Source organism: Mesorhizobium sp. P2_F7 (assembly GCF_056403695.1).
Genome location: NZ_JBFUFA010000012.1, coordinates 117,815 through 140,411, shown reverse-complemented (window position 1 = coordinate 140,411; position 22,597 = coordinate 117,815). Strand labels below are relative to the sequence as shown.

20 protein-coding genes are annotated in these 22,597 nt (G+C 59.2%); 9 read left to right on the top strand and 11 right to left on the bottom strand.

The annotated features are described in order from the left end of the window. Positions 1-16: 16 nt before the first annotated feature. On the bottom strand, positions 17-886 hold the full coding sequence (locus AC1DZ8_RS27740; protein ID WP_477302624.1) for a class I SAM-dependent methyltransferase: 870 nt from the start codon (positions 884-886) through the stop codon (positions 17-19). Between the two features lie 519 nt (positions 887-1,405). Between AC1DZ8_RS27740 and AC1DZ8_RS27735 the strand changes: the two genes are divergently transcribed. Continuing rightward, complete coding sequence (locus tag AC1DZ8_RS27735) at positions 1,406-2,419, top strand: hypothetical protein (protein ID WP_477302622.1); 1,014 nt, start codon at positions 1,406-1,408, stop codon at positions 2,417-2,419. A 56-nt stretch (positions 2,420-2,475) separates the two neighbouring features. Here AC1DZ8_RS27735 and AC1DZ8_RS27730 read toward each other — a convergent pair whose 3' ends face one another. From AC1DZ8_RS27730 to AC1DZ8_RS27695, 8 genes are all read right to left on the bottom strand, one after another. Continuing rightward, the gene (locus AC1DZ8_RS27730; protein WP_477302620.1) at positions 2,476-3,357 is read right to left on the bottom strand and encodes a class I SAM-dependent methyltransferase; all 882 of its coding nucleotides are present in this window, start codon (positions 3,355-3,357) and stop codon (positions 2,476-2,478) included. 283 nt (positions 3,358-3,640) lie between these two features. Continuing rightward, positions 3,641-5,170 (bottom strand): glucosyltransferase domain-containing protein, encoded by a 1,530-nt coding sequence (locus AC1DZ8_RS27725; protein WP_477302618.1) that lies wholly within the window; start codon positions 5,168-5,170, stop codon positions 3,641-3,643. After that, complete coding sequence (locus tag AC1DZ8_RS27720; RefSeq protein ID WP_477302616.1) at positions 5,146-5,526, bottom strand: hypothetical protein; 381 nt, start codon at positions 5,524-5,526, stop codon at positions 5,146-5,148. The genes AC1DZ8_RS27725 and AC1DZ8_RS27720 overlap by 25 nt, the downstream gene beginning before the upstream one ends. Next, positions 5,516-6,466 carry a WxcM-like domain-containing protein gene (locus AC1DZ8_RS27715; protein WP_477302614.1) on the bottom strand — a complete coding sequence of 317 codons (951 nt, stop codon included), beginning with the start codon at positions 6,464-6,466 and terminating at the stop codon, positions 5,516-5,518. The genes AC1DZ8_RS27720 and AC1DZ8_RS27715 overlap by 11 nt, the downstream gene beginning before the upstream one ends. Further along, positions 6,463-7,401 carry a glycosyltransferase family 2 protein gene (locus AC1DZ8_RS27710; RefSeq protein ID WP_477302612.1) on the bottom strand — a complete coding sequence of 313 codons (939 nt, stop codon included), beginning with the start codon at positions 7,399-7,401 and terminating at the stop codon, positions 6,463-6,465. The genes AC1DZ8_RS27715 and AC1DZ8_RS27710 overlap by 4 nt, the downstream gene beginning before the upstream one ends. Then, positions 7,398-8,504: a DegT/DnrJ/EryC1/StrS family aminotransferase gene (locus tag AC1DZ8_RS27705; protein WP_477401936.1), complete on the bottom strand. Its 1,107-nt coding sequence runs from the start codon at positions 8,502-8,504 to the stop codon at positions 7,398-7,400. Before AC1DZ8_RS27705 ends, AC1DZ8_RS27710 begins: the two co-directional genes overlap by 4 nt. 259 nt (positions 8,505-8,763) lie before the next feature. Further along, a complete protein-coding gene (locus AC1DZ8_RS27700; RefSeq protein ID WP_477302608.1) occupies positions 8,764-9,504 on the bottom strand; it encodes an ABC transporter ATP-binding protein in 741 nt (246 codons plus the stop codon). A 7-nt stretch (positions 9,505-9,511) separates the two neighbouring features. Further along, positions 9,512-10,303, bottom strand: a complete 792-nt coding sequence (locus AC1DZ8_RS27695; RefSeq protein ID WP_477302606.1) for an ABC transporter permease — start codon at positions 10,301-10,303, stop codon at positions 9,512-9,514. A 451-nt stretch (positions 10,304-10,754) separates the two neighbouring features. Here AC1DZ8_RS27695 and AC1DZ8_RS27690 point away from each other — a divergent pair, with 451 nt between their 5' ends. The 5 genes from AC1DZ8_RS27690 (at position 10,755) to AC1DZ8_RS27670 (ending at position 16,090) form a co-directional block, all read left to right on the top strand. Beyond that, positions 10,755-12,089: a sulfotransferase family protein gene (locus AC1DZ8_RS27690; protein WP_477302604.1), complete on the top strand. Its 1,335-nt coding sequence runs from the start codon at positions 10,755-10,757 to the stop codon at positions 12,087-12,089. Between the two features lie 6 nt (positions 12,090-12,095). Then, entirely contained in the window at positions 12,096-12,401 is a 306-nt protein-coding gene (locus AC1DZ8_RS27685) for a hypothetical protein (RefSeq protein WP_477302602.1), read from the top strand. A gap of 77 nt (positions 12,402-12,478) precedes the next feature. Then, positions 12,479-14,467 (top strand): SDR family NAD(P)-dependent oxidoreductase, encoded by a 1,989-nt coding sequence (locus AC1DZ8_RS27680; protein ID WP_477302600.1) that lies wholly within the window; start codon positions 12,479-12,481, stop codon positions 14,465-14,467. 139 nt (positions 14,468-14,606) lie between these two features. Continuing rightward, a complete protein-coding gene (locus tag AC1DZ8_RS27675; RefSeq protein ID WP_477302598.1) occupies positions 14,607-15,539 on the top strand; it encodes a glycosyltransferase family 2 protein in 933 nt (310 codons plus the stop codon). Positions 15,540-15,556: 17 nt separating this feature from the next. Beyond that, the gene (locus tag AC1DZ8_RS27670; RefSeq protein WP_477302596.1) at positions 15,557-16,090 is read left to right on the top strand and encodes a sugar transferase; all 534 of its coding nucleotides are present in this window, start codon (positions 15,557-15,559) and stop codon (positions 16,088-16,090) included. A 49-nt stretch (positions 16,091-16,139) separates the two neighbouring features. Here AC1DZ8_RS27670 and AC1DZ8_RS27665 read toward each other — a convergent pair whose 3' ends face one another. After that, complete coding sequence (locus AC1DZ8_RS27665) at positions 16,140-17,096, bottom strand: NAD-dependent epimerase/dehydratase family protein (protein WP_477302594.1); 957 nt, start codon at positions 17,094-17,096, stop codon at positions 16,140-16,142. Continuing rightward, a complete protein-coding gene (locus AC1DZ8_RS27660) occupies positions 17,093-18,376 on the bottom strand; it encodes an O-antigen ligase family protein (RefSeq protein WP_477302592.1) in 1,284 nt (427 codons plus the stop codon). The genes AC1DZ8_RS27665 and AC1DZ8_RS27660 overlap by 4 nt, the downstream gene beginning before the upstream one ends. Before the next feature lie 474 nt (positions 18,377-18,850). On the opposite strand from AC1DZ8_RS27660, the gene cysD reads away from it, so the two are divergent. From cysD to cysQ, 3 genes are read left to right on the top strand one after another with little or no spacing between them, the layout of a single operon-like run. Next, positions 18,851-19,756, top strand: a complete 906-nt coding sequence (cysD, locus tag AC1DZ8_RS27655) for a sulfate adenylyltransferase subunit CysD (protein WP_477302590.1) — start codon at positions 18,851-18,853, stop codon at positions 19,754-19,756. Positions 19,757-19,758: 2 nt separating this feature from the next. Then, positions 19,759-21,696, top strand: coding sequence for a sulfate adenylyltransferase subunit CysN (gene cysN / locus AC1DZ8_RS27650; RefSeq protein WP_454586596.1), 1,938 nt, complete (start codon positions 19,759-19,761; stop codon positions 21,694-21,696). A 10-nt stretch (positions 21,697-21,706) separates the two neighbouring features. After that, a complete protein-coding gene (gene cysQ, locus AC1DZ8_RS27645; RefSeq protein WP_477302942.1) occupies positions 21,707-22,495 on the top strand; it encodes a 3'(2'),5'-bisphosphate nucleotidase CysQ in 789 nt (262 codons plus the stop codon). Positions 22,496-22,597: the final 102 nt, after the last annotated feature.

Below are 22,597 nucleotides of genomic sequence, written 5' to 3'. Positions count from 1 at the left end.
GCCCCAAGGGACCGCCTTAAGAAGCCTGTGCCGAGCGCTGGAACACACGGACGGCCATCTTTGCAACCGATTTGACCGCTGCTGATATGCTTGGCTTGATCGGGGGCGATGCGGCGGTGATCTTTGCTCCTTTGGAGTGGAGCGCGTCAGGCTTTCTCAAGATATAGACCTCTGTCATGGGCCCAAGGACGGCAATGCCCTTCGACTGCATTCTCCTGACTTCGACGTCGAAGCCGGTGCGTCTCTGGATCAACAGGGGCAAGTCATAGCCATACCGCCATGTAACCAGCGATCCGGTAGGATCTTGAGGGTTGCCGTGATACTCAGGCTCGCCGACGATCCTGATGCCGTCAGACTCTCGAAAAGCAACCTGTTCCGAAGCCACTCTCTCGGCGTATGTCGGCGCGGTGAAGATGCAAATCCCGCCATGGTCGAGAGTGCGGAATATCTCACTCAATGCCGCGAAGGGGTCGAACAGGTGCTCCATCACATCGAGATGGATAACCAAGTCAAAGCTTCGATCGGGAAATGTCTGGTCTTCTAAGTCTTCATTCCTGATGTGCCCAACCATCGTTCCGAACGACTTGTCCGGATAGTAGCCCGAAAACACCTTTTGCCTGGCGTTGTGCCAAAGCCAGAGCGAAAGCCCCCGGCCGCCTGGCGCCGATTCATGGACGCGGAGCGTTTTAAAGGCTTCTCTTGGGAAGATCGAGAATACGACGTCAGCGGCGGCTCGCTCGCGCGTCACGCAATTGTTCAGCGGACAATCAATGCCCCGCAAGGAATCTCGGCAACTGTTGTAGTCGTCTGGTGCAGTGAACGTCTTGCGCTCGGCGCAAATCGGGCAAACGCCCTGAAATTCGATCAGTGGGGACGGATTTTCCATTGATCCTCTCTGGGTCAATCCTTGACGGTTGGTCAAGGCCAGTGTCTCGATTTTGGCGGTGCTGGCCACGGTTCAAAGAGGAACGTCAATTCAAAGGCGGGCTGAAAATGTTGACGATAGGTGCAACGTGGGGCGCATCTTCTTTACACCTGTGTCCTGCGATTCGCCTCCTCTAGTTTTCGCAGGCTGGAGCGCTCAACCGATGGCTACGGCAGATTCGGTATCGACGGTTGCCATCATCTGCCCAAACGTTGTCGAAAATTCACAAGATCCAACCTGAATTCCTTCGGCAACCGCTTTGAGCGCTTGATGAGGGCGTCCCCTTCAATTATCACTTGCGATAACGCGAAGGTGAACTGGGTGGCTGGCGTACGGCGTTTAGCAGCGAACCTAATCAAAGACTGTACTCGCGCTGCCACTGAGGCTTCTTATGTGGGGTTAAACTGTAGGCGTCGTACTGAACCTGAACCTGTGTTGAAATCAACGGCGATCTGCGCCTCCTCTGATAGACACGTGAACATGAAACTGGTGATCCATGCCGGCTTTGGAAAAACTGGAAGCAGCGCCATTCAAGAGGCGTTGCACGTTTATTCGGCGGAGCTTGAACGGGATGGAATTCGCAAGATTGGCGGTGATCTGACGTTCGATCAGCCTGGGATCCCGCAATGGTTGGTCGAAGAGGCATGCGATAGAGGCGAGGTATTGGCTGAGCGGCTCGATAGGGAAATCAAAAGAGTTGCGCCGCCTGTCACAGTACTTTCTGCAGAAAATCTTGAATCTGCGAATAAGCCGCGACTCTTCTCCGGAATTGATCGCGAGATCGATACGATCGTCGTCCTGTACATGCGCCCGCAATTCCAATGGATACCAAGCGCGTGGAAGCAGTGGTACATGAAAGATGCCACCAGCCTTCGGGCCTTCGTCGAGCGTTGCTTGACAACCGGAATGCCAAATTGTCTGGCATCGCTGAACGCGTGGCGCGCGGCACTGCCACGAGCTCGGGTCATTGTCAGACCGCTTGGACCGACTCTTGTCGGAGGTGGTATCGTTTCGGACTTCTTCGATTTGATTGGGAGCAGCGTCTCCCCACTAGACCTGAGGGCAAACGAGGGGATCGACTATTCTCTCATCCACCTGATGGCCAAAGGCGCGCGGGATCTCTTCTCGGGGTATCACGACGTCGAGCTCGAAACACGGTTGCTGACAGTGCTACCCGACGAGTACAAACGCGCCAACGCTCCCATGCTCGACCCCCTGACGGCCCAAAATATCGCAAAACGTTTCCGGAAAGAGAATTTGCAGATTCTCAACGAATTCTCCGATATCTCGGAGCCGGCGCTATTCTTGGATCGACATTGGCGCCCCGAGGTAAACCAGACGTCATATCTTGAGATGACAGATGCCGAGATGACTTCTCGCGGATTGGCTATCCTTAGGCAGATAGGTCCCAATGGTTTGGAGGGGTTCGCTATTCAGCCCGATGACTGCAATCTGGACGGCGCCCGCGAAACGATGGTGTCCACAAATTCGTGACGCCTGCGATGGCCCTGAAGCGATCTAAGTTTGAGGGCGCCCAGAGCTCATGATCCTCATAGGGAAGCCGGTTGCATCAGCACCGACACTTGGAATGGATCGAGTATCGATCGGTCATATCCCACTATTTTCCAACCGTCCCCGTCCAAAAAGTCTATCTCGCAAGAGATGTCGCCGTATGTTTCGCCTTCGACGCCATCATGAGGAAGATAGGCAAATCCATTATTTTGATGATTCGACTGCATTTTGGGGGCTATGGCAGTCTTTCGAATTCCATCGATGAACGGCCAGAATTCGATAGGCCGAATAGTGGCCACGAACAACCCGCCAGGCTTAATGTATTTTCGAATTGCCATGAGGCAAGCCTTGGCAGTCGAGGGCGCAAGATGCGTGAACACTGAGAAAGCGAAGATCAAATCGAACTTTTGATCGCCGACTGGTAAATCAGAAGGTATTCGCTCAGATTGGGAGAAATTGCCGGCTAGTCTTGTTTCTCGACACAGATTGATAGACTTGTCCCAGGCGTCGACGCCCCATATGCGGGATGGGTCGCTGTAGTAGTACATCATGCGCAGGATGCGGCCGTAACCACACCCGAAGTCGAGGATGTCAGAGCCTGCCAGAGGCTTCTTCGCATATCGAGTGAAGTTATTTTCGAGCTGGCGGGCAAACGAACTTGTTTGTCGATAGAGATCGAGGCCAGATGCTCCGGTCCAGGTCTTCTGCACCTCGTCGTTGGCCATCGCAGGGAGGAGGCGCGATAAGCCAGGATAGTCCTTGTTGTTCGGCAGTGAGATCAAAAAGAGGCCGAAGTCGTCTAGACTCATCAGGCGCAGCAACGCGAGCGCCTCTTCAACGGTGCATCCGCCAATCGCCGCACGTTCCGCGGCTTTGATGTGGGGGACAGCAGTGGAAAACATGCGAATATTCTCGCTCATTCTGGCATTCTCGTGAGGCGCGCGACCATGTAACACGCGCCTAACCCCAGTCAACCAATCAATCGTCAAACGGATCACCTCAAACTACTAGCCAAGCGGATGGTCATTCCGCAGTCTCAGGGCTTGGTCAACATTCTTAATCCGGCGTCCTTGCCAAAGACTTTGCCGCAGCGCTATAGGAGCAGAGTGCTTAGCAGCCTGAACCCGTCACGCTAATCTAAAGCGGCTAATCGGGCCTGACGTTTTGGAACGAATTCCTCAAGGCAGATTAATTGCGGTGCCCTCATCGAGTAGTCACCCTTGCAAGGGCTTGCTGGTTTGGGTAGGTGGGGGCCTCGCCAAGCCTTATCAGCGCAATGTCGTCCTTGATTTCTACACTGCCTGGGGCTGGCCACGCCGGCATCATCGAAAGACGGACAATTGTTTGGTCGACTTGATCCTGGGTCGCACCGTTCAAATTGGAATAACCCAGCAGTTTCATATAGTAAGCAATCCGCCAAGGATTGCCGCCGTCCCACTCGAAGAACGAATATCCCACCGTTGAACCGGGCGTTTTTGGGTATGTGGTCGCAAATGGCTGTGAGCCGAACACACTGATGGCGTAAGTGCGTTTTGCATCAAACCCCGGCGCCGTCGACAATCGGTCATAGAGGGCAGCGGCCAAAAGCGTATCGTGCTTCTCGACCAGATAGCTGGACGCCTGGCGGTAGTTCTGGATGACTTGAATCTGGAAGAGCGCAAGCGCCAGCAATATCGCGGCCGGTATGCATATCCGCGTGTTTGCGTTGGTTACGGCGGCGTAGGCAAAAAGCCATACCGCGAAAGGTGCCCCGACCAAGGACCTGACGGGCATGGTGCCCGCGGCGAGAAAATGGAAAGCGAAGGGAACCACCAAACAAGCCAAGGCCGCTACCGTAGCAAGCAGTTTTGTACGAGGCGCATCCTTGAAAATGGCCCAGATGCCCAGAATGATCAGGAGCGGAATAGCCCACAGCGTGGAGCCATAGGTGCCGTTGTCCAAGCCGTAGGTGTCTCCCACCGCCTTCAGCACACGTCCGATGACCACGCCCGGATGCTGGAAGAGAAATTCCGGTTGAGACAGCGAATCGAAATAAGCATCCCGCCAACTGGCGAAATATCTGAAAACGGCATTGCCGATGGCATAGACAAGCACCGCGCCGATCACCAATGCGGCGACGCGCAACAGATCTTGCAGCAATGATCTGCTGATGCCGGCGCGCGCCCGCAGAACAGAGATGGCAAAGCCCAAGGTCAACAGTGCGGTTGCAAAACTCTGATAGGTCGAGACTGCGAAGCCGCCAGCAACGATCGCGCATAAGAAGCGCAAGCCGATCAGGGGTGTTTCCTTCTTACCGCTCAACCAGAGGGCCGCCGCCGCGGCAAACAGGCCGATCCCGACAGTGGCGATGTTAGAATAGAACTCTACGATGAAGAACCAGGTCGGGAAGCTGCAGAACACCGCAAAGCATGCGTAATCGGCCAGAGAGAACTCATGCTTGTCGAGCAGGTCCATAACAAGCAGATAGGCCGCAACGCAGGCCGCGCCGAATACTGCGGCCGGCAGGAAAGGCATCACGGGGTGTGGGATGAGAAACCGCTCTATGAGATAGGCGCCCCAGCGCCCCTGCACGATCCAGATAGAAGAGTCAGTTCTGAACGCGCTCACCTCTTCGTCGATCGACAGCGGAAAGGAGGCCAGCTCCGAAAAGTACATCATGACGAAGATCGCGAACAGATTGGCGGCCGGTCGGATTGTGATAGGGCGTGTCAGCATGGCCGGCGCAGTATCCATCGGGAAATCAGGAAGTTGATGACGGTCGTTGCAGCCAGCGTGATGAAAAACGAGGCTGCTTTATTTTGTAGGACGCTTTCCAATACGTGGAGGATCGACAACCCGATCAGGAACACAACCGCGATCGAGCCACCGATCGCCAGCCGGTCGGTGAGGCCGGTGCGCCCGCCTGGAAAGACGCGATCAGGATAGAACACCATCACGAACACGAGGCCTATCAGCCAGGCGAAGGTGTAGGCGATAGCCGATGGCAGCACCATGAGGCCAACGAAGTAGGCGAGGCTGGTCAGCGCGGTGTTGAAGCCGCCGGCGACAAGAAAGCGGGCGGCGTCCGAGCCTATGCGGTTAGGGGCCATCCCGTCCGACCGCGGTGAGGAAATCTGAATAGTCCCTGATATAGTCGGCGGCGTCGTACGGATGTGAAGCCAGGACCTGCAGCACCGTGTCTGGCTGGAATTTGTACTGAATGCCCCAGACGCCCGGCGGCAAATAAAGGCCGATCGACGGCTCCGCCAACGACACTTCCTTCCTGTCCCGGCCGTCATCGACCACCACCGACAGCCGGCCGTGGGCGGCGATCAGGAACTGATGGCACAGGCGGTGCGCGTGTTCCCCTCTGACCTTGTCGGAGGGGACTCCATAGACCAGGAACGACCTTAGCGGCTTGAAGGGCAGGTTCTGTCCGAATTCGAGCGGAGCGAGTTCGCCGCGCAGGTCGCTGAAGTGCGGCAGGCGCCAGAGCTCGCATCCGCCGACGCCGAGTTGCATTCTCTCGCCGGCAGCGCTGGGAATAGCCTGTGTCAGCACCGGTTCGACCTGCGGCCCGGTCTGGTAGCCGATGATGATGGCGGGATTGCCGACCACGACCGCGTTGGCTGGCACGCTCTTGGTCACCACCGCGCCCGCGCCAATCATTGAGCGACGGCCAATGGTTATGCCCGGCAGGATCGTCGCGTTGGCGCCGATTGAGGCGTCATCCTCGACGATCGTCCTGAGAAACGTCTCCGGGTAATGTTTCGAGCGAGGAAAGCGGTCGTTGGTGAAAGTGGCATTCGGGCCGACGAACACGCGATTGCCAAGACGCACGCCATCCCACAGCTGAACGCCGCTCTTTATGGTCACGTCGTCACCGACCACCACATCGTTTTCTATGAAGACATGGTCGCAGATGTTGCAGTTCGAGCCGATCACGGCATCGGGCAGAACATGGGCGAACGCCCATATGCGCGTGCCCTGGCCGATATGTGCGCTTTCACAAATACCGCGATCGTGGACAAAGAACGTCTTGTCAGTCATGCAGAAGTCCCGTCGACGACGCGGCTTATTATACGCAAGGGACGTGACTTGGTGTTTTCAACCGCCCGCCACAGATAGCAGCCAAGAATGCCCTGAACCAGGAGACTGGCCGAACCGAAGCCCGTAATCAGCAGCACCAGCGTCGTGTAGCCGGCGGGATCGATATTGCCGAGCAGGCGGGCAATCACGGTAACGGTGGCAAATATCAGGCTCAAGACGCAGCCTGCGAAGCCCACCCAGAGTGTGAGCATGATCGGAAAATCGGAGAACGAAAAGACGCTGTCCATCATGTATCGGAACCGCCGTGCTATGCCCCAGGCGCTTGTTCCGTGCTCCCGTTCGCGCCGGCGATAGGGCACGAATTCCCGCCTGAAGCCGACCCAGAACAGTTGCACGACAAGCGAGCTGTTCGGCTCCTCGATGGACAGGATCGCTTCTAGCACCGGGCGATTGCAGGCGAAGATATCCACCCCGCCGCTCGGCATGCTGGGCAGGACCAACCTACGGTAGGCGGCCCAGAAAGCCCTCGATAGAAATTTGGTGAGAAGCGGATCGCTACGCCCGGCTCGCTGGCCAAACACCACGTCCGCCTCATCCTTTTCCAGTTTCGAAAAGAATTCGGCGATCAGTTCCGGCGGCTCCTGCAGGTCGGCCGCCATGGCCGCAACGTGATTGCCCGATGCATGTTCGAGGCCGGTGCGGATGGCGGTGAAAGAACCAAAATTCCGGCTGTGGAAGATGATCTTGTAGTCGTAGCCCGTGCTCTTCAATTCCTTGATCAGTAGAGGGCCGGATTCGTCAGGTGATCCGTCGACAACGAAGACGAACTCGATGTCGCCCTGATATCTGGAATGGAAATCAGCGACCGCCTGCAGCAGGGAGGGGATGTTTGCCTGATTTCGATAGATCGGGAAAACGATCGAGCGTGTTGTCACATTGCCTCCCATTCGCGGATGGCCAGGCACACCTGCTCTATTTCGTCACTCGTCATGTCGGGATAGCACGGGACGGAGCAGAGGCGGCTGACGCTGCCTCTTGAAATAGCGAGATTTTCCATTCCTTTCATGGGCAACTCCGCCCAGCCGACCTGATCGCAATCCAGCACAGGATAGTGAATGTCGGTATCAACGCCGCGCTCGCTCATGAACGCTCTGAATGCATCTCGATCGTCGCAGAGCGCGACGGCGAGATGGGCGACAGCGCCATCGCCACCCTCCAGGAACTGCAGTCGATGCCCGGCGACCGACCTATATCGGTCGAGAATGGCACGTCGCTGCCCATTGCGGATATCCACATCGCCCAGCAGAACGTCCAGTATTGCCGCTTGAACCTCATCCATGCGAGAGTTGCGCCCGTTGGGCACGCCGACATGATATTTTGAACTCCAGCCATATTGTTGCAGCTGTCGCACGTGTGCGGCGGCTGCCGCGTCGGAGGTGAGAACGGCGCCACCGTCACCCATTGCTCCGAGATTCTTGGTTGGATAGAAGCTGAAAGTGGAGATATCGCCCAGAGAGCCAGCAACGTCGCTTCCGATCCTTGCCCCGTGCGCCTGCGCGCAATCCTCCACAATTGGAATGTGCGAGAGCCCAGCCTCGGCAAGTCTCGCCCTGATGGCCCGGACATCAACAACGCCGCCATAAAGGTGCGTGACGACGATTGCAGCAGTGTCTGCGTTAACTGCTTTCAGCACCGACCGAACGTCTACAAGCTGGCTGGCCGATTCGATGTCGACGTAGTGCGGAATGAGATCGTTGTGCCAGCAGGCGCAGCTGGCATAGCCCCCGGCATTGGCCGCGAGGACAACTTCGCGCCCGCGCGCGCCGCTGCGCTTGACGACCGCGGCCAGTGCAAATTCGATTGCATCAGTCCCGTTGGCCACAAGGACGCATTCCGAAACACCGATAAATCTGGAAAAATTTGCTGCAAATCGTTTGCCGACCGCGCCATTGAGCCACCACCCCGAGCGCAACGTGCTCGCTACTTCACGCTCGATTTCGACTTGATAGCGCTGATATAGGCGCTTCAGGTCATTCATCGGAAGGGAGTCTTGTTTCGTCATCGTTAACTCAACTGCTCAAGCAGACTTCATTCGACAATATTAGCAGGGCGGAACGTTCGGTAAGCTCAAGTGCCGTGGGCATGGCCAATCCGGAAGTCTGCATTGCGAGTGCGAAGAGACCGGGAAGAAGGGGCACAACTATTGGGATTCTATCATCACTGCAACAGGCTTCAGATCGATTGCGAACGATGCACGTTGAAGGCGGCAGAATATCCGGTAAGAGATCGAAAAGCCTCTAATGCTTAGCCACCTTTTCAGCGCGCTTGACCGGCTCCACCGTGAGCGATTCCACCCGGCCGCTCTTGAGCGTCAATTTCTTCGTGCATACGCTTTGGATAAGCGCCTCACTGTGGCTGGCCAGCACGATGATACCTGCCTTTTCCGCCAGTTCGTCCATGCGTCGTTTGGCTTTCTCCTGAAAAGAGGCGTCGCCGGCGCCGATCCACTCATCCATTAGCAAAATCTGCGGCTCAAGCGCTGTTGCCGCTGAAAAGGCCAGGCGCGCGGCCATGCCCTGGCTGTAGGCCTTGAATGGCAGATCGATGAAGTCGCCCAGTTCGCTGAAGGCGATAATGTCTTCCATTTTCTCTTCGATCTCAGCTTCCGTCCATCCGCTGATCAATCCGCGCAACACGATGTTTCGGCGGCCAGTGGCCTCGCGGCGGAAGCCTATGTTGATGTTGAAGAGAGCGTCGACTTTGCCCTCTATCGCGACACTTCCCGCGGACGGCTCGTAGATTCCATAGAGTACCTTGAGAAGGGTGGTCTTGCCGGCTCCATTTGGGCCGACCAAGCCCAATCGGTCGCCCGCCTTGAGCTCGAAACTGACGCCGTCGAGCGCCTGGACAAACTGCTTTCTGCCCGAGCCCTCAATCCTGCCGCCAGGCCCAGCCACGCGCTTGTCCGGCGCTGAAAGCGTCAGCTTCTCGTGAAGCTTGTAAACAAGGCTAACGTTGTCCAGCTTGATAGAAACCATCGGTAACTCAGATAATGAAGACGACTTGTTTGCGATATCGGCCAAGCAGCAGCAAAGCAATCATCCATGTGACCAAACACACGATGATCGTTACAGCGAAGGCGTGAGCGGGAAATTCTCCATTCATGATCGGCAAACGGACGATCTCCAGAAAATAGGTGAACGGGTTCCATTCGTAGGCATATTTTTGGATGGGGTCTTTCCCATCATACACCCAGAAAACAGGCGTGAAGAACATCCCGACCCGCAGCAAATTGCCCACAATGAACTGGCTGTCAGGAAAGAAAGCCCCGAGAAACGCGAATACGGTGATAAGGGCCGGTGTGGCGAACAAGATCAGCAACAATCCCGCCAAAGACCACAGCCATGGAACGGCGACCGGTGAACCACTCACGATCAGTATGGCAACGCAACCAGCGATAGCATAGCCGGCCCTGATGACGGACTGTAAACCCAGTCGCATCACATACACAAACAAGGGCAGCGTCGTGCCTTCGATGAAGCTCTCTTCGCGTTGAAAGAGCGCCACGCTCAGGGACATCACTTCCATCAGGTAGAACCAAACCAGGAGACCTATCGCGACATAGGCGGCATACCCCGCAGCATCCTTGCCGGCGGGCTGGAACACGAAAACGAACGTGCCGACGAACGCAACATAGTTGACCAGCAGCCAAAGCGGGCCAAGCGTCGTGCGTCTGTGCTGGTCGCCGATATCTTCGTGAGCAAGCGCAATCCAGACCCGGTGCAGCCTTATTGCCTTGCTGATGTCGTCGACAGCGCCGTTTAGTGCCGCAATCATCGCTGCTGGTGTCGCATCTTGTTATTGGGCTTCATGACTTTCCGATGGCTGTGATGAGCCCCTAGATCTCTTCATAGTCGCTGCGGCGCGCATATGGCAACGACGCGGTGTCGTAGTGAAGTTGCCGGCGATTCGCAAAGCCATCGAGGCAACCTGGAAGTGCAGGCCCATAGCAATTGGGCTGAGGTTTAACCACAGGCGAATCCAAAAAATCTCTGGCGACGACGGCAACTCCACGTTAATCAGTACAGCGGCGGGGGCGAAATATCAAAGATGTGATCGGTGACGGATGATCGCTCGCGCGCCCCGGCAATATCTATGGCGATGCGCCTGGAGTGCAGACGAGACCCGATGACGTCATATTTGGAAGGTGTGTCCGAACGTCGGCCGAATATGGGGCGCGTCATTGTCATGGCCACCGTGTTGCTCAGCGAGGGCGAGCATTGACGGCATGAACAACGGTCCATCATTCGAAAATTTGCACGGTGCGACCTCCCAGGCTGCCGGCGATGCGGAGTCGGAAGCGACGAAGCGTATCTGTATCATGGTGCTAGGTATGCACCGCTCTGGCACCAGCGCTCTGGCCAGGGCGATTAGCCTGCTCGGTGCCGAGTTGCCGAAGAACACGCTTGGCGCCAATCCGACCAACGAAAAAGGCCACTGGGAGCCGCAGCGGCTTATGGAAGTCAATGACCGGATGCTGGTCGAGGCCGGCAGCCGGTGGGATGATTGGAGATCCTTCGATCCCCACGGTCTCGGTGCGGAGCGGCTGCAGTTCTACCGAGCCGAGATCGCCCGACTGATTGACGAGGAGTATGGCAGTACCACGCTCTTCGTCCTCAAGGAGCCACGAATTGCGCGTTTCGTGCCGCTTTACATGGAAATCATGGAACGAATGGGCATCGACGTTCGGTATGTGCTGATTGAGCGCAACCCGCTAGCGGTGTTCGCTTCGCTTGCCAAGCGGGACGGGTTCACGACTGGTTTCAGTTCCCTCCTTTGGCTGCGCCATGAAATAGAGGCCGAGAATGCGACACGCGGCCAGCAGCGGGTCTTCCTGTCCTATGAAACCATGCTTGATCGGTGTTGCGAGGGCATCGATGGGATTACAAGCGCCCTCAAAATCGACTGGCCTCTGCCCAAAGCGGAATGGCCAGCAATTCTTTCCAATCATTTTTCGGAGGAGTATCAGCATCATGCTGCGAGTTCGGGGCAGCTCGAAGCAGACTCGAGCATCGACAATCTGGTCAAGCAGACCTACGGCGCCTTGAGGGCGCTTGAGAATGACCCGGATGACAGCACCGCCATGCAGCAACTCGATTCGGTGCGCAGAACCTTCGACAACCTCAGTCCGGTTTTCGGAGACGCATTCTTTTCTGAAATGTCTGCGCGCGAAAGGGCAGCGGCCAAGCGATTCGAGCTCCAGCACCAGGCCGTTTATCAACAGGCGCTTGAGTTGGAAGCGGCACGCGCTGAAGCAGCCACGCAAAACGCGCTGCAGCGCCAGGCTGCCTATCAACAGGCGCTTGAGTTGGAAGCGGCACGCACCGAAGCAGCCACGCAAAACGCTCAGCTGACGCAACAACTGAGCAATCTTCGTGTTTTGACTGCGGAGACCCAGCGCTTGGCTGCCGAGACTCAGCGCTTGAATGTGGAACTTGGCGAAATCAAAAACAGCTTTTCGTGGAAGGTGATGTACCCGGTCAGGTATCTCAAGTCGCTATCGAGGTCTGACGCCGGAAGGGCGGACGGCGCTGCGCAAGAGACGACCGGGACAAGAAAGTAACCTGGCATGGGTGCGCATGCATTGGACCAGCCTGGGTTGGGCTTCATCGTTGGTGGGGTGCAGAAATCCGGCACTACCAGCCTGTTCGGCTATCTCAGGCACCACCGACAACTGGCAACGCCGTCCGTCAAGGAGATGCATTTCTTTGACGACGAGACGCAGAACTGGACGGAGCCGGACTATCGCAAGTTGGGAAGCTTTTTTCCAAAGATGCTAGCTAAGGGCATTTCCAAAAAAATATCTGGCGATGGCCTCGACTCCACGCTATGCGATACAAAAGCGGCGGGGCTGGGGATTGGCACTCTAAACTAGTGATCGGTGACGGGTTTCCGTCGCTCTCGCATCACGTTAGTGTCCAGATCCTTGCGCCTGGAGTTCAGTACTACCCAATGACATCCTATGTAGAAGTCGTGTCCGGACTTCGGCCGAAGATGCGGCGTGCCATCATAATGATCCAGGACATTGTCATGGTCCTGGTGGCGGTGGCGCTGAGTCTCGGGCTTTCGCAGTCGAGACTTTCATTCGACGCGCTCTCCTGGCCGGGCCTGGCGTGCTGGGGGAGCATCGTTTTTCTCAGCCATCTCCTGTTTCGCTATTGCGGCCTCTACAACACGGTGTGGCGTTTCGCCTCCACGCCGGACTTCTTCAACATTCTGAAGAGCTGTGCGATCCTGACGGTCACGCTCTACGTCGTCTCGCTGGCGGTTCGATGGTTTCAGCCGGTGACGGGGCTCAACGAGCGCCAGTTCATTGTCTTTTTCCTCGTCTCCTTCACCATCATTTCCGCGCCGCGGCTCTACTACCGGTTCCTGCGCGACGGTGCGAGCTGGCGAATCCTGAGCCGCAACGCGGGCAATGTGGCGATCAAGCAGGCGTTATTCGTCGGCAGGCTCGGCGAAGCTGACGTCATCATCCGGTTCACGCGCACGGCAGAGCCGGCCGAATATTCCATCGCCGGCATCATTGCCATCGAGAATGGCGCGCCGTTGGGCACGCAGATCCAGGGCGTCCCGGTTGTGGCCGTGCGGCCCCGCCTCGTGGAGGTCCTCGAAGAATATGTAAGGGGCACCAAAAGCCTCGACATGCTGATTTTCGGCAATGGCACCGAACGCGAGATCGAGGAATATTCGGAGCTGGTCCGTGTCGCCCGTCACAGCGGCATCGCCGTCGTCCAGTTCTCCGGCGTCTCGGAGCTCGGGCAGGGCGGAAAGCTGGTTCTCGACGCCGTCGAGATGGAAACCATCCTGCGCCGCTCCACGGTTCCGTCGGACGTTGAGCGCATTGGCCGCTTCGTCAGCGGCAAGCGCGTCCTGGTGACCGGCGGCGCCGGCTCCATCGGTCGCATCCTGGTCAAGCGGTCGCTGGAACTCGGCGCCGAGGCGGTTCTGGTTGCCGATATTTCGGAGTTCGGGATTTTCCAGCTCGACCAGCAGGTCGACGAAAAGGATCATACCCGGCTCAAAAGCCGCATCGTCGACGTCACCGACCGGCGCCAGATCACCCGCGTCGTCAGCGATTTCAAGCCCGACATCATTTTCCACGCTGCCGCGCTCAAACATGTGCCGCTGCTTGAGGAAAACTGGGAATCGGCGATCCAGACCAACATTTTGGGCACTCTCGTCTGCGCCGAGGTTGCCGCCAAATGCGGGGTGCCGCAGTTTCTGCTGATTTCCAGCGACAAGGCGGTCGATCCGACCTCGGTGCTCGGCATGACAAAACGCGCCGCCGAGCAGATCGTCTCTTCGCTGCACGAAACGCACGCCACCGAACCCAATGGCCGTCGCTCCGGCACCAAGTTCATTGCCGTGCGGTTCGGCAATGTCTTCGGCTCCAACGGTTCGGTCGCCACCATCTTCCAGGCGCAGATCGAGGCCGGCGGTCCGGTCACCATCACCGATCGCCGCATGACCCGCTACTTCATGACGGTGGCCGAAGCCGTCGACCTCGTCATCATGTCGGCGGCCGATGCCGAGCGGCGCCAGGGCAAGGACGATTACGCCATCTACATGCTCGACATGGGCAAGCCGGTGCCGATCCTCGAAGTCGCCGAAACCATGATCCGCATGGCCGGCAAGAGCCCCTACACCGACATTCCGATCCGTTTCACCGGGATCAGGCCAGGCGAGAAGCTTCACGAGGTGCTGCATGGCGGCAATGAAGAGATTGTCGCGCTCGATATCCCCAAGATCTTTGGTCTGCGAACCGATGTCGTGGGATGGCCCAAGGTCCAGGCCGCGCTGACATCGCTGCAGGCGGCCATGCGCGATCAGGACAAGGCCGCAGCACTCGCCGTCATGGCCGGGCTTCATCAGGCGGAAAAGCCGCCAGGTGACGCACGCCGGGAAACCGTTGCGAAAACAGTCGGACAAGCGGGTTAGAGCAATTCCAGAAAAAGTGTGAAGCGGTTTTCCCGTCCGGGATTGCGTCAATACAAAGAGCCTGTCCTGATCGATCGGAATTGGCTATTGAAACCAATCCGATGGCCGTTCCCAGGCGCTTGCAGATGATTCTGAACCAGTGACCAGACAAGATCAGCGCGTGGCCGTGCTGTTGGGCACAAAAGATGGCGCGGCTTTCCTTGACGAGCAGCTCGCCTCGCTGCTTGCGCAATCACATCCTCTTGTCGACGTCTGGGTCTCCGACGACGGTTCGACCGATGGCACTTCTGCCATCATCGGCGCCTGGCAGAGCCGTTGGTCCAAGGGGCTGCTGGCCCTGTCGAACGGTCCTCGCCAGGGCTTTGCCGCCAACTTCCGCTCGATGATCGTCGATCCGCGCATCGATGCCGACTACTACGCCTTCTGCGACCAGGACGATATCTGGGAGCCGGACAGGCTGGAGAGCGCTATTGCCTGGATGCAGGGGCACGATGCTGAAACACCGTTGCTGTTTTGCTCGAGGACCGCGACCATGTCCGAAACCGGAGCAGCGCAAGGGCATTCGCCGCTGTTCCTGAAGCCGCCGTCGTTTCGCAATGCGCTTGTGCAGAGCATTGCCGGCGGCAACACCATGATGATCAACCGCACGGCGCGAAAGTTGCTGGCAAAGGCATCGGCAAGGACCGAGTTCGTCAGCCATGACTGGTGGACCTATCTGATCGTCACCGCCGCCGGCGGCATAGTTCGCTATGACCCTCGGCCGCTGGTGCGCTACCGCCAGCATGAGGCAAATCTGGTCGGCGCCAACGTTTCGTGGAAGGCGCGGCTGTCGCGGCTGGGACGCCTGTTCAAGGGTGAGTTCGCCGTCTGGACCGATCACAATCTCAGCGGTCTGGCGGTCAATCGCGACATTCTCACCAAGGATGCCGCCGCCTGCCTCGGCCTGTTCATCAGGGCGCGCAAGGGCGGTGTCCTGCGACGACTGCGTCTTCTCAGAAAAAGCGGCGTCTACCGGCAGACGCTGGCTGGGACGCTTGGGCTCTATCTGGCCTTCATCTGGCGGCGGATCTAGATCGTGCAGAGATGGCCATGAGGGGACCCAAGCGAGCTTTCGACCTCGTCGTGGCGGCGGTTCTGTTGCCGCTGGCATCGCCTTTCGTCCTGCTTGCCATGCTGGCAATCAGGCTGTCTTCGCCTGGACCCGCATTGTTTTCGCAAACCCGGGTCGGACAGAATGGCGTGCTGTTTGCCTGCCACAAGCTGCGGACGATGGTGGTGGGAACGCCGTCTCTGCCCTCGCATCAGGCGCCGGAAAACTCCGTCACTACCGCCGGCGCGGTGCTGCGAAAATTCAAGATCGACGAACTGCCGCAGCTGTGGAATGTGCTGAAGGGCGAGATGAGCCTGGTCGGGCCGCGTCCATGCCTGCCCACACAAACCGAGCTGATCGAACGCCGCAGGCAATTGGGTGTGCTTGCGGCCCTGCCGGGCATTACCGGGCTTGCGCAGATGAAAGGCATCGATATGTCCGACCCGAAACTCTGCGCCGAAACCGATGCCGAATATCTCAAAGCGGCCTCGATCGGCCTCGATATCCGTATTCTTGTGGGTACGATCTTCTAACCAGAGCATGATCCCGAAAAGTGGCCCCGGTTTTCGGACGAGATCATGCTCAAATGGGCAGCTGAGCAGCGCCGGATTTGTAGCGGCGCGCGAGCTCGGTCAGTTGTTCGAGCGTGTCGGTCCGCGGCGCCCAGCCTTCGGCTACCAGCAGCGACGGATCGCATATCTGCGTCGCTGTCATCGCTTCCCATGCCTTGGCCTTGCCCAGCAAGGTCAACACTGCCCGCATCAGGCCGGCGGGCACTTTGGACAGTTTCAACGAGTAGCCATAACCCTGCCGGAAAGCCCTGATGATGGATGAAACCGGCAGCGGTGGCAGGTCGCAGGCGACGTAGACGGGGCGAAGCGGCTGCGGACGGCTGAGCAGATACACTGCCGTGTGTGCTGCCGCCTCGCATGACATCAGCGATCGTACGCCGCTGAAGACCGCCGCCGGCAGCGCCAAGCTTACAGGCATGCCGCCCCAGCGCATCAGATTCGCCAGGTTTCCCTTCATGCCTTCGCCATAGATCGGCGGCAGGCGCAGCGCCGTGGCATCGGCGGGTCTGGACGCATAGGCTTCCAGCAACCTGATCTCGCCTTCGCGTTTCGAGCGGCCATAGGCGCATTGCGGGGCAGGCGGCGTCGCCTCGCTGATCGTTCCACTGAAACCGGGACCGACGACTGCCCGGATCGATGACAGATAGATGAAGCGCCCGCTTGCCCGCCAGGCGGCGGCGTGCGCCAGCTGGGCGGTCAGTGTCGCATTGGCGGCGAGAAAATCGGCCTCGCTCGCCTTGCGGTCATTGTTGAGAGCCGCGCAGTGGACGACATGGGTGATGTCTCGCATCAGCGCCTGGAATGCCTGCGCCGGCGCGTCGAAATCAGGCAATAGCACGGCATCGCTCGCGGCATCGAGCTGTTCTGGGTGACGCGATGCCATGCGCACCTCGAACCCGGCTTCGCCAAGCTGGTTGACGACCTGCCTGCCGATGAAACCCGTCGCACCTGTGACCAGCACTTTCACGGCTGGCTTGCCTGCGGCGTCGAGGCTGGTTCCGGCAACGCCTGTTGCCGGCCCGAAGCAAGGTAGGTCCCGGACACCAGGAACACCATCAGTGTCGAATCGAGAATGTCGTGGCCGATCAGGATGCCGGTCAGGCCGGCGATCAGATAGGTGATCACGGTAGCGACGATCATCGTGGCGCCGAACCGCTCGATGGTGTCGGTACTGGTGCGCAGAACGATTGCTGCGTTTCTGGCGGCAACGACGAAAACAGCTGCAAGCGTGATGGCGCCGATGAGCCCGGCCTCAACCAATGCGGTCAGAAAGCCGTTGTGGAAATGGCTGAAGCCCGTGTATGGCATGTTGAACTGATTGTGGAATCCATCCTTGATCAACTCGCGGCTTGCAGCAATGCCGTGACCGAAAATCGGCATGTCGTGGAAAGCGCCGAGGCCGATCTGCCAAAGCGCGGCGCGGAAGCCGAGCGCCGTGGCATGGTCACCTTTCGTGGCCAGCGCATCCCAGTCGCTGAACAGGAAAGCTGCGCGCTCGTAAATGATCGGGAATCCGATGGCGGCGATAACCACGCCGATCGCGCCAGCAATCAGCAGCAGACGAAAGGCGTTTCGGCTGGTGAGCCTGCGCCGGTTGATCAGCAGGACGGCGATGCCGGCCACCGGCAGTGCCAGCCATATGATCCGCGACCCCGAGTAGAGGATGGCGACCGCGCCGGCCAGCGCTGCGCAGGCAAGCAGGACCTTGTTCTTTTCGACGTTTGAAAGGGCGCCCGCCAGGCACATCAGAACACTGAGGCAGGCGACCGTCGCGAATACGATTGGATTGCCGGCACCGCCTTCGGCTCGTACGCCCAGCCAGTAATGTTGCACGATCGCCAGCAGCAGGGCGCCAAAACATGCGGCAGCGCTCGCCAGCACGACGATGCGCGCCAGCGTGGTTTTCTCGGTGATGCTCCAGGTTGCGTATGAGACGGGGAAAAACAGGAAGGTGATCAGCCCTGCCAGATGAGGCGCATCCTTGGCGATCGAATTGTTGACGATAGAGGCGAGCACGAAGGCTGCACAATAGGCATAGATGGCCACCGTCATCGCGACCATTGGCCGGTCGATGTTGAGACGCCGTCTTTTCAGGGCAAGCAGAAGCACCGACCACAGGCCGCCGCCATTGAACACAAAGCTGACCGCCGACCCCAGCACAGGCGGGCAAAAGAAGCAGAGAATGGAGAAGGTGATGTTGATCCGTGACGGCGAGAGGTGCTGCTTAATGGTGGAAATCGGGGTCAATGCTCTGGTTCACAATGCGCTGGGGTCGCTTGGCGACGGACGGTGTTTGGTGGCGGCTTTTTTGCAGCATCCCGCCCGGCGCGGGTTCAGGAGCCGGTATAGCGGCTGGGTCCGGTTTTCGATAGTGCGGCGAGGATCTTGCAGCCATCGAAATCGGTGGCGTGGCCGCATCGCATAGCGGAAGCATCCGCCGGCCCGACCGTTTTCCCAGGGTTCCGGCAAGATTTTTCCCGGCCTTTGAGGGCTATCAGACTGCCGGGCAGGAATTTCCGGATTCCGGGCTTTTCATGGAAAATTCGTTCCCGATCGGCTTGGCGGCCGGGCTTTCCAGCGTTGTTATATCAGGTGGCGATCTGCTAGAACGCCGGCACGAACCGATAGTGTCCAGCGGTGAAGCTTGAACCGGGCGGCTGAAAAAGACGCCCGATCCATCTGATGCAAGGTCTGGATGGCACGAGAGAACGCTCACAGTCCATGAACATCGCGCTTACGCATTTGCAGCGGCTCGAGGCCGAATCCATCCACATCTTCCGTGAGGTTGCTGCCTCCTTCTCCAAGCCGGTGATGCTCTATTCCGTCGGCAAGGATTCCTCCGTGCTGATGCATCTGGCGATGAAGGCTTTTTATCCGGCCAAGCCGCCTTTCCCATTCCTGCATGTCGACACCACCTGGAAGTTCCGCGAGATGATCGCCTTTCGCGATCAGATGGCGCAGAAGCTCGGCTTCGACCTTTTGGTCCATGTCAATGAAGACGGCGTGCGCGACGGCATCAACCCGTTCGACCACGGCTCCAACACCCACACCCATGTGATGAAGACGGTGGCGCTGCGCCAGGCGCTCGACAAATACGGTTTCGACGCCGCTTTCGGCGGAGCGCGGCGCGACGAGGAGAAGTCGCGCGCCAAGGAGCGCATCTTTTCCTTCCGCAACGCCCAGCATGTCTGGGACCCGAAGAACCAGCGGCCTGAAATGTGGAAGATCTTCAACACCCGCATTGCGCCGGGTGAATCGATCCGCGTGTTTCCGCTGTCGAACTGGACCGAGCTCGACATCTGGCAATACATCCTGCAGGAGAACATTCCGATCGTGCCGCTCTATTTCGCCAAAGAGCGGCCGGTGGTCGAACGCGACGGTATGCTGATCCTCAAGGACGATGACCGCATGGTGTTGCGTCCCGGCGAGACGGTGGAGAACCGCCTGGTGCGGTTCCGCACGCTCGGCTGCTATCCGCTGACCGGCGCCATTGAATCCGACGCCGACACGCTGGAAGCCATTGTCGGCGAGATGCTGACGGCGCGCACCTCCGAGCGCCAGGGCCGCCTCATCGATCGCGATGAAGCAGGCTCGATGGAAAAGAAGAAGCGCGAGGGGTATTTCTGAGCATGCGCCACATCCTGGCCAAGAGCCTCGCCCCCACCGACGGCATCCGCGAATACATGGCGGCGCAGGAGAAGAAGTCGCTGCTGCGCTTCCTCACCTGCGGCTCGGTCGACGACGGCAAGTCGACGCTGATCGGCCGCCTTCTGTCCGACACCAAGCAGATCTTCGAGGATCAGCTCGCGGCACTCGAGCGCGATTCCCGCAAGCACGGCACCACCGGCGACGACATCGACTTCGCGCTTCTGGTCGACGGCCTCGAGGCCGAGCGCGAGCAGGGCATCACCATCGACGTCGCCTATCGCTTCTTCGCCACGCCCAAGCGCAAGTTCATCGTCGCCGACACGCCCGGCCATGAGCAGTACACCCGCAACATGGCGACCGGCGCTTCGACCGCCGATCTCGCCATCGTGCTCATCGATGCGCGCCAGGGCGTGCTGCGCCAGACCCGGCGCCACTCCATCATCGCCTCGCTGCTCGGCATCCGCCACATCGTGCTTGCCGTCAACAAAATCGATCTGGTCGATTTCGACCAGGCGGTGTTCGACCGCATCGTCGAGGATTACCGCCAGTTCTCGCACGAGCTCGGCTTCCAGACGATCGTGCCGATCCCGATGTCGGCCCGCTATGGCGACAATGTCACCAGCCGCTCCGACAAGACGGCGTGGTATTCCGGCCCGTCGCTTATCGAGCATCTCGAAACCGTATCGGTCGACGAGGCCGCGGTGGAACTGCCGTTCCGGTTTCCGGTGCAGTATGTCAACCGGCCCAATCTCGACTTCCGCGGCTTTGCCGGCACCATCGCGTCCGGCCAGGTTGCGCAGGGCGATGAGGTTGTCGTCGCCAAATCCGGCAAGGCCTCGCGGGTCAAGCGCATCGTCGCGCACGGCGGCGATCTCGCCCAGGCCGTCGCCGGCCAGGCCATCACCCTGGTGCTTGACGACGAGGTCGAAGTCTCCAGAGGCAACATGCTGGTGTCGCCCGCGGCGCGGCCGCAGGTTGCCGACCAGTTCGCCGCCAACATCGTCTGGTTCGATGAGGCAGCGCTGCTGCCGGGCCGTTCCTACATCCTGCGCACCGAAACCGACCAGACCAGCGCAACCGTCACCGACCTGAAATACCGCGTCAACGTCAACGATTTCGCCCGCGAGGCGGCAAAGTCGCTCGACATGAATGAAGTCGGCATCTGCAACATCTCGACCCGCGCGCCGATCGCCTTCGACACCTTCGCCGACAACCGCACCACCGGCGCCTTCATCCTGATCGACCGCATCACCAACGCCACGGTCGGCGCCGGCATGATCCTGCATACGTTGCGCCGCGCCGAAAACATCCACTGGCAGTCGCTCGATGTCGGCAAGCGCGGCCGCTCCGACCTGAAAGGCCAGCGCCCGGCCGTGTTCTGGTTCACCGGGCTTTCCGGCTCGGGCAAGTCGACCATCGCCAATCTGCTCGAGAAGAAGCTGTTCGCCTCGGGACGCCACACCTACATTCTCGACGGCGACAATGTCCGCCACGGCCTCAACCGCGATCTCGGCTTCACCGATGCCGACCGCGTCGAAAACATCCGCCGCGTCGCCGAAGTGGCCAAGCTGATGGCCGATGCCGGGCTGATCGTCATCGTCTCCTTCATCTCGCCGTTCAGCGCCGAGCGCCGCATGGCGCGCGAGCTGATGGCCGACGGCGAGTTCGTCGAGGTGTTCGTCGACACGCCGTTCGAGGAATGCGCCAGGCGCGACCCGAAGGGCCTTTACGCGCGGGCGCTGAATGGCGAGATCAAGAACTTCACCGGCGTCGATTCACCGTATGAAGCCCCGGAAAAACCGGAAATCCATCTTAAGACACTCGGCAAGACGGCCGAGGAGATGGTAGAGGCTCTGGAACACTGGCTGAACGAGCGCGACATTGCTGAAGACCAATACGAAGCCGGCGGCGGCATCTGACGACGAGGTGATGCTGGCCGTATTCGAGCGTCTGGCGCTCGACGCCGGGCGCGAGGTGATGCGGGTCTTCAAGGCCGGCTGTGCAGTCGACAAGAAGTCCGACTCCTCGCCGGTGACGGAAGCCGACCGCGAGAGCGAGACGATCATCCTTGCCGGCCTGCGTACCGCCTTTCCCGATATTCCCTGCGTGGCGGAGGAAGAGGTCGCCGCCGGCATCGTGCCGCCTGATCTCGATGGCGCCTTCTTCCTGATCGATCCGCTCGACGGCACCAAGGAATTCGTCAACCGCAGGACCGATTTCACCGTCAACATCGCGCTCATCCGCCACGGCGTGCCGGAGATCGGCGTCGTCTTCGCGCCTTGCAGCGGCCGCTTCTTTTCGGGACGGCCGGGCAGCGCGGAATCCATCGAAGTCGATGGCGACTTCCGGATCGTCGGCCGGCGGCGGATTTCGGTCAGGACGGCGGTGACGCCGCTCGCCGTCGTTGCCAGCCGCTCGCACAACACGCCGGAAACCGAAGCCTTTATCAGGGACCTCGGCGCCGCCGAGATCGTCTCGGTCGGCTCATCGCTGAAATTCTGCCTGCTCGCCGCAGCCGAAGCCGACATCTATCCGCGCTTCGGCCGCACCATGGAATGGGACACGGCGGCCGGCGACGCCGTGCTGCGCGCTGCCGGCGGCATGACGCGCACGCTGGACGGCGAGCCGCTGGCCTACGGCAAGCGCAAGCAGAGCGATGACGAGGATTTCGCCAATCCGCATTTCATTGCGAGCGGGAAGGCGGCACTGCCCGCCTGAATCTTCCTAAGTAGCGATCCTTCACGGCCCCCCTCTGTCCTGCCGGACATCTCCCCCTCAAGGGGGGAGATTGGATGTCGCCTGAGCTTTCGCCAATCGTCA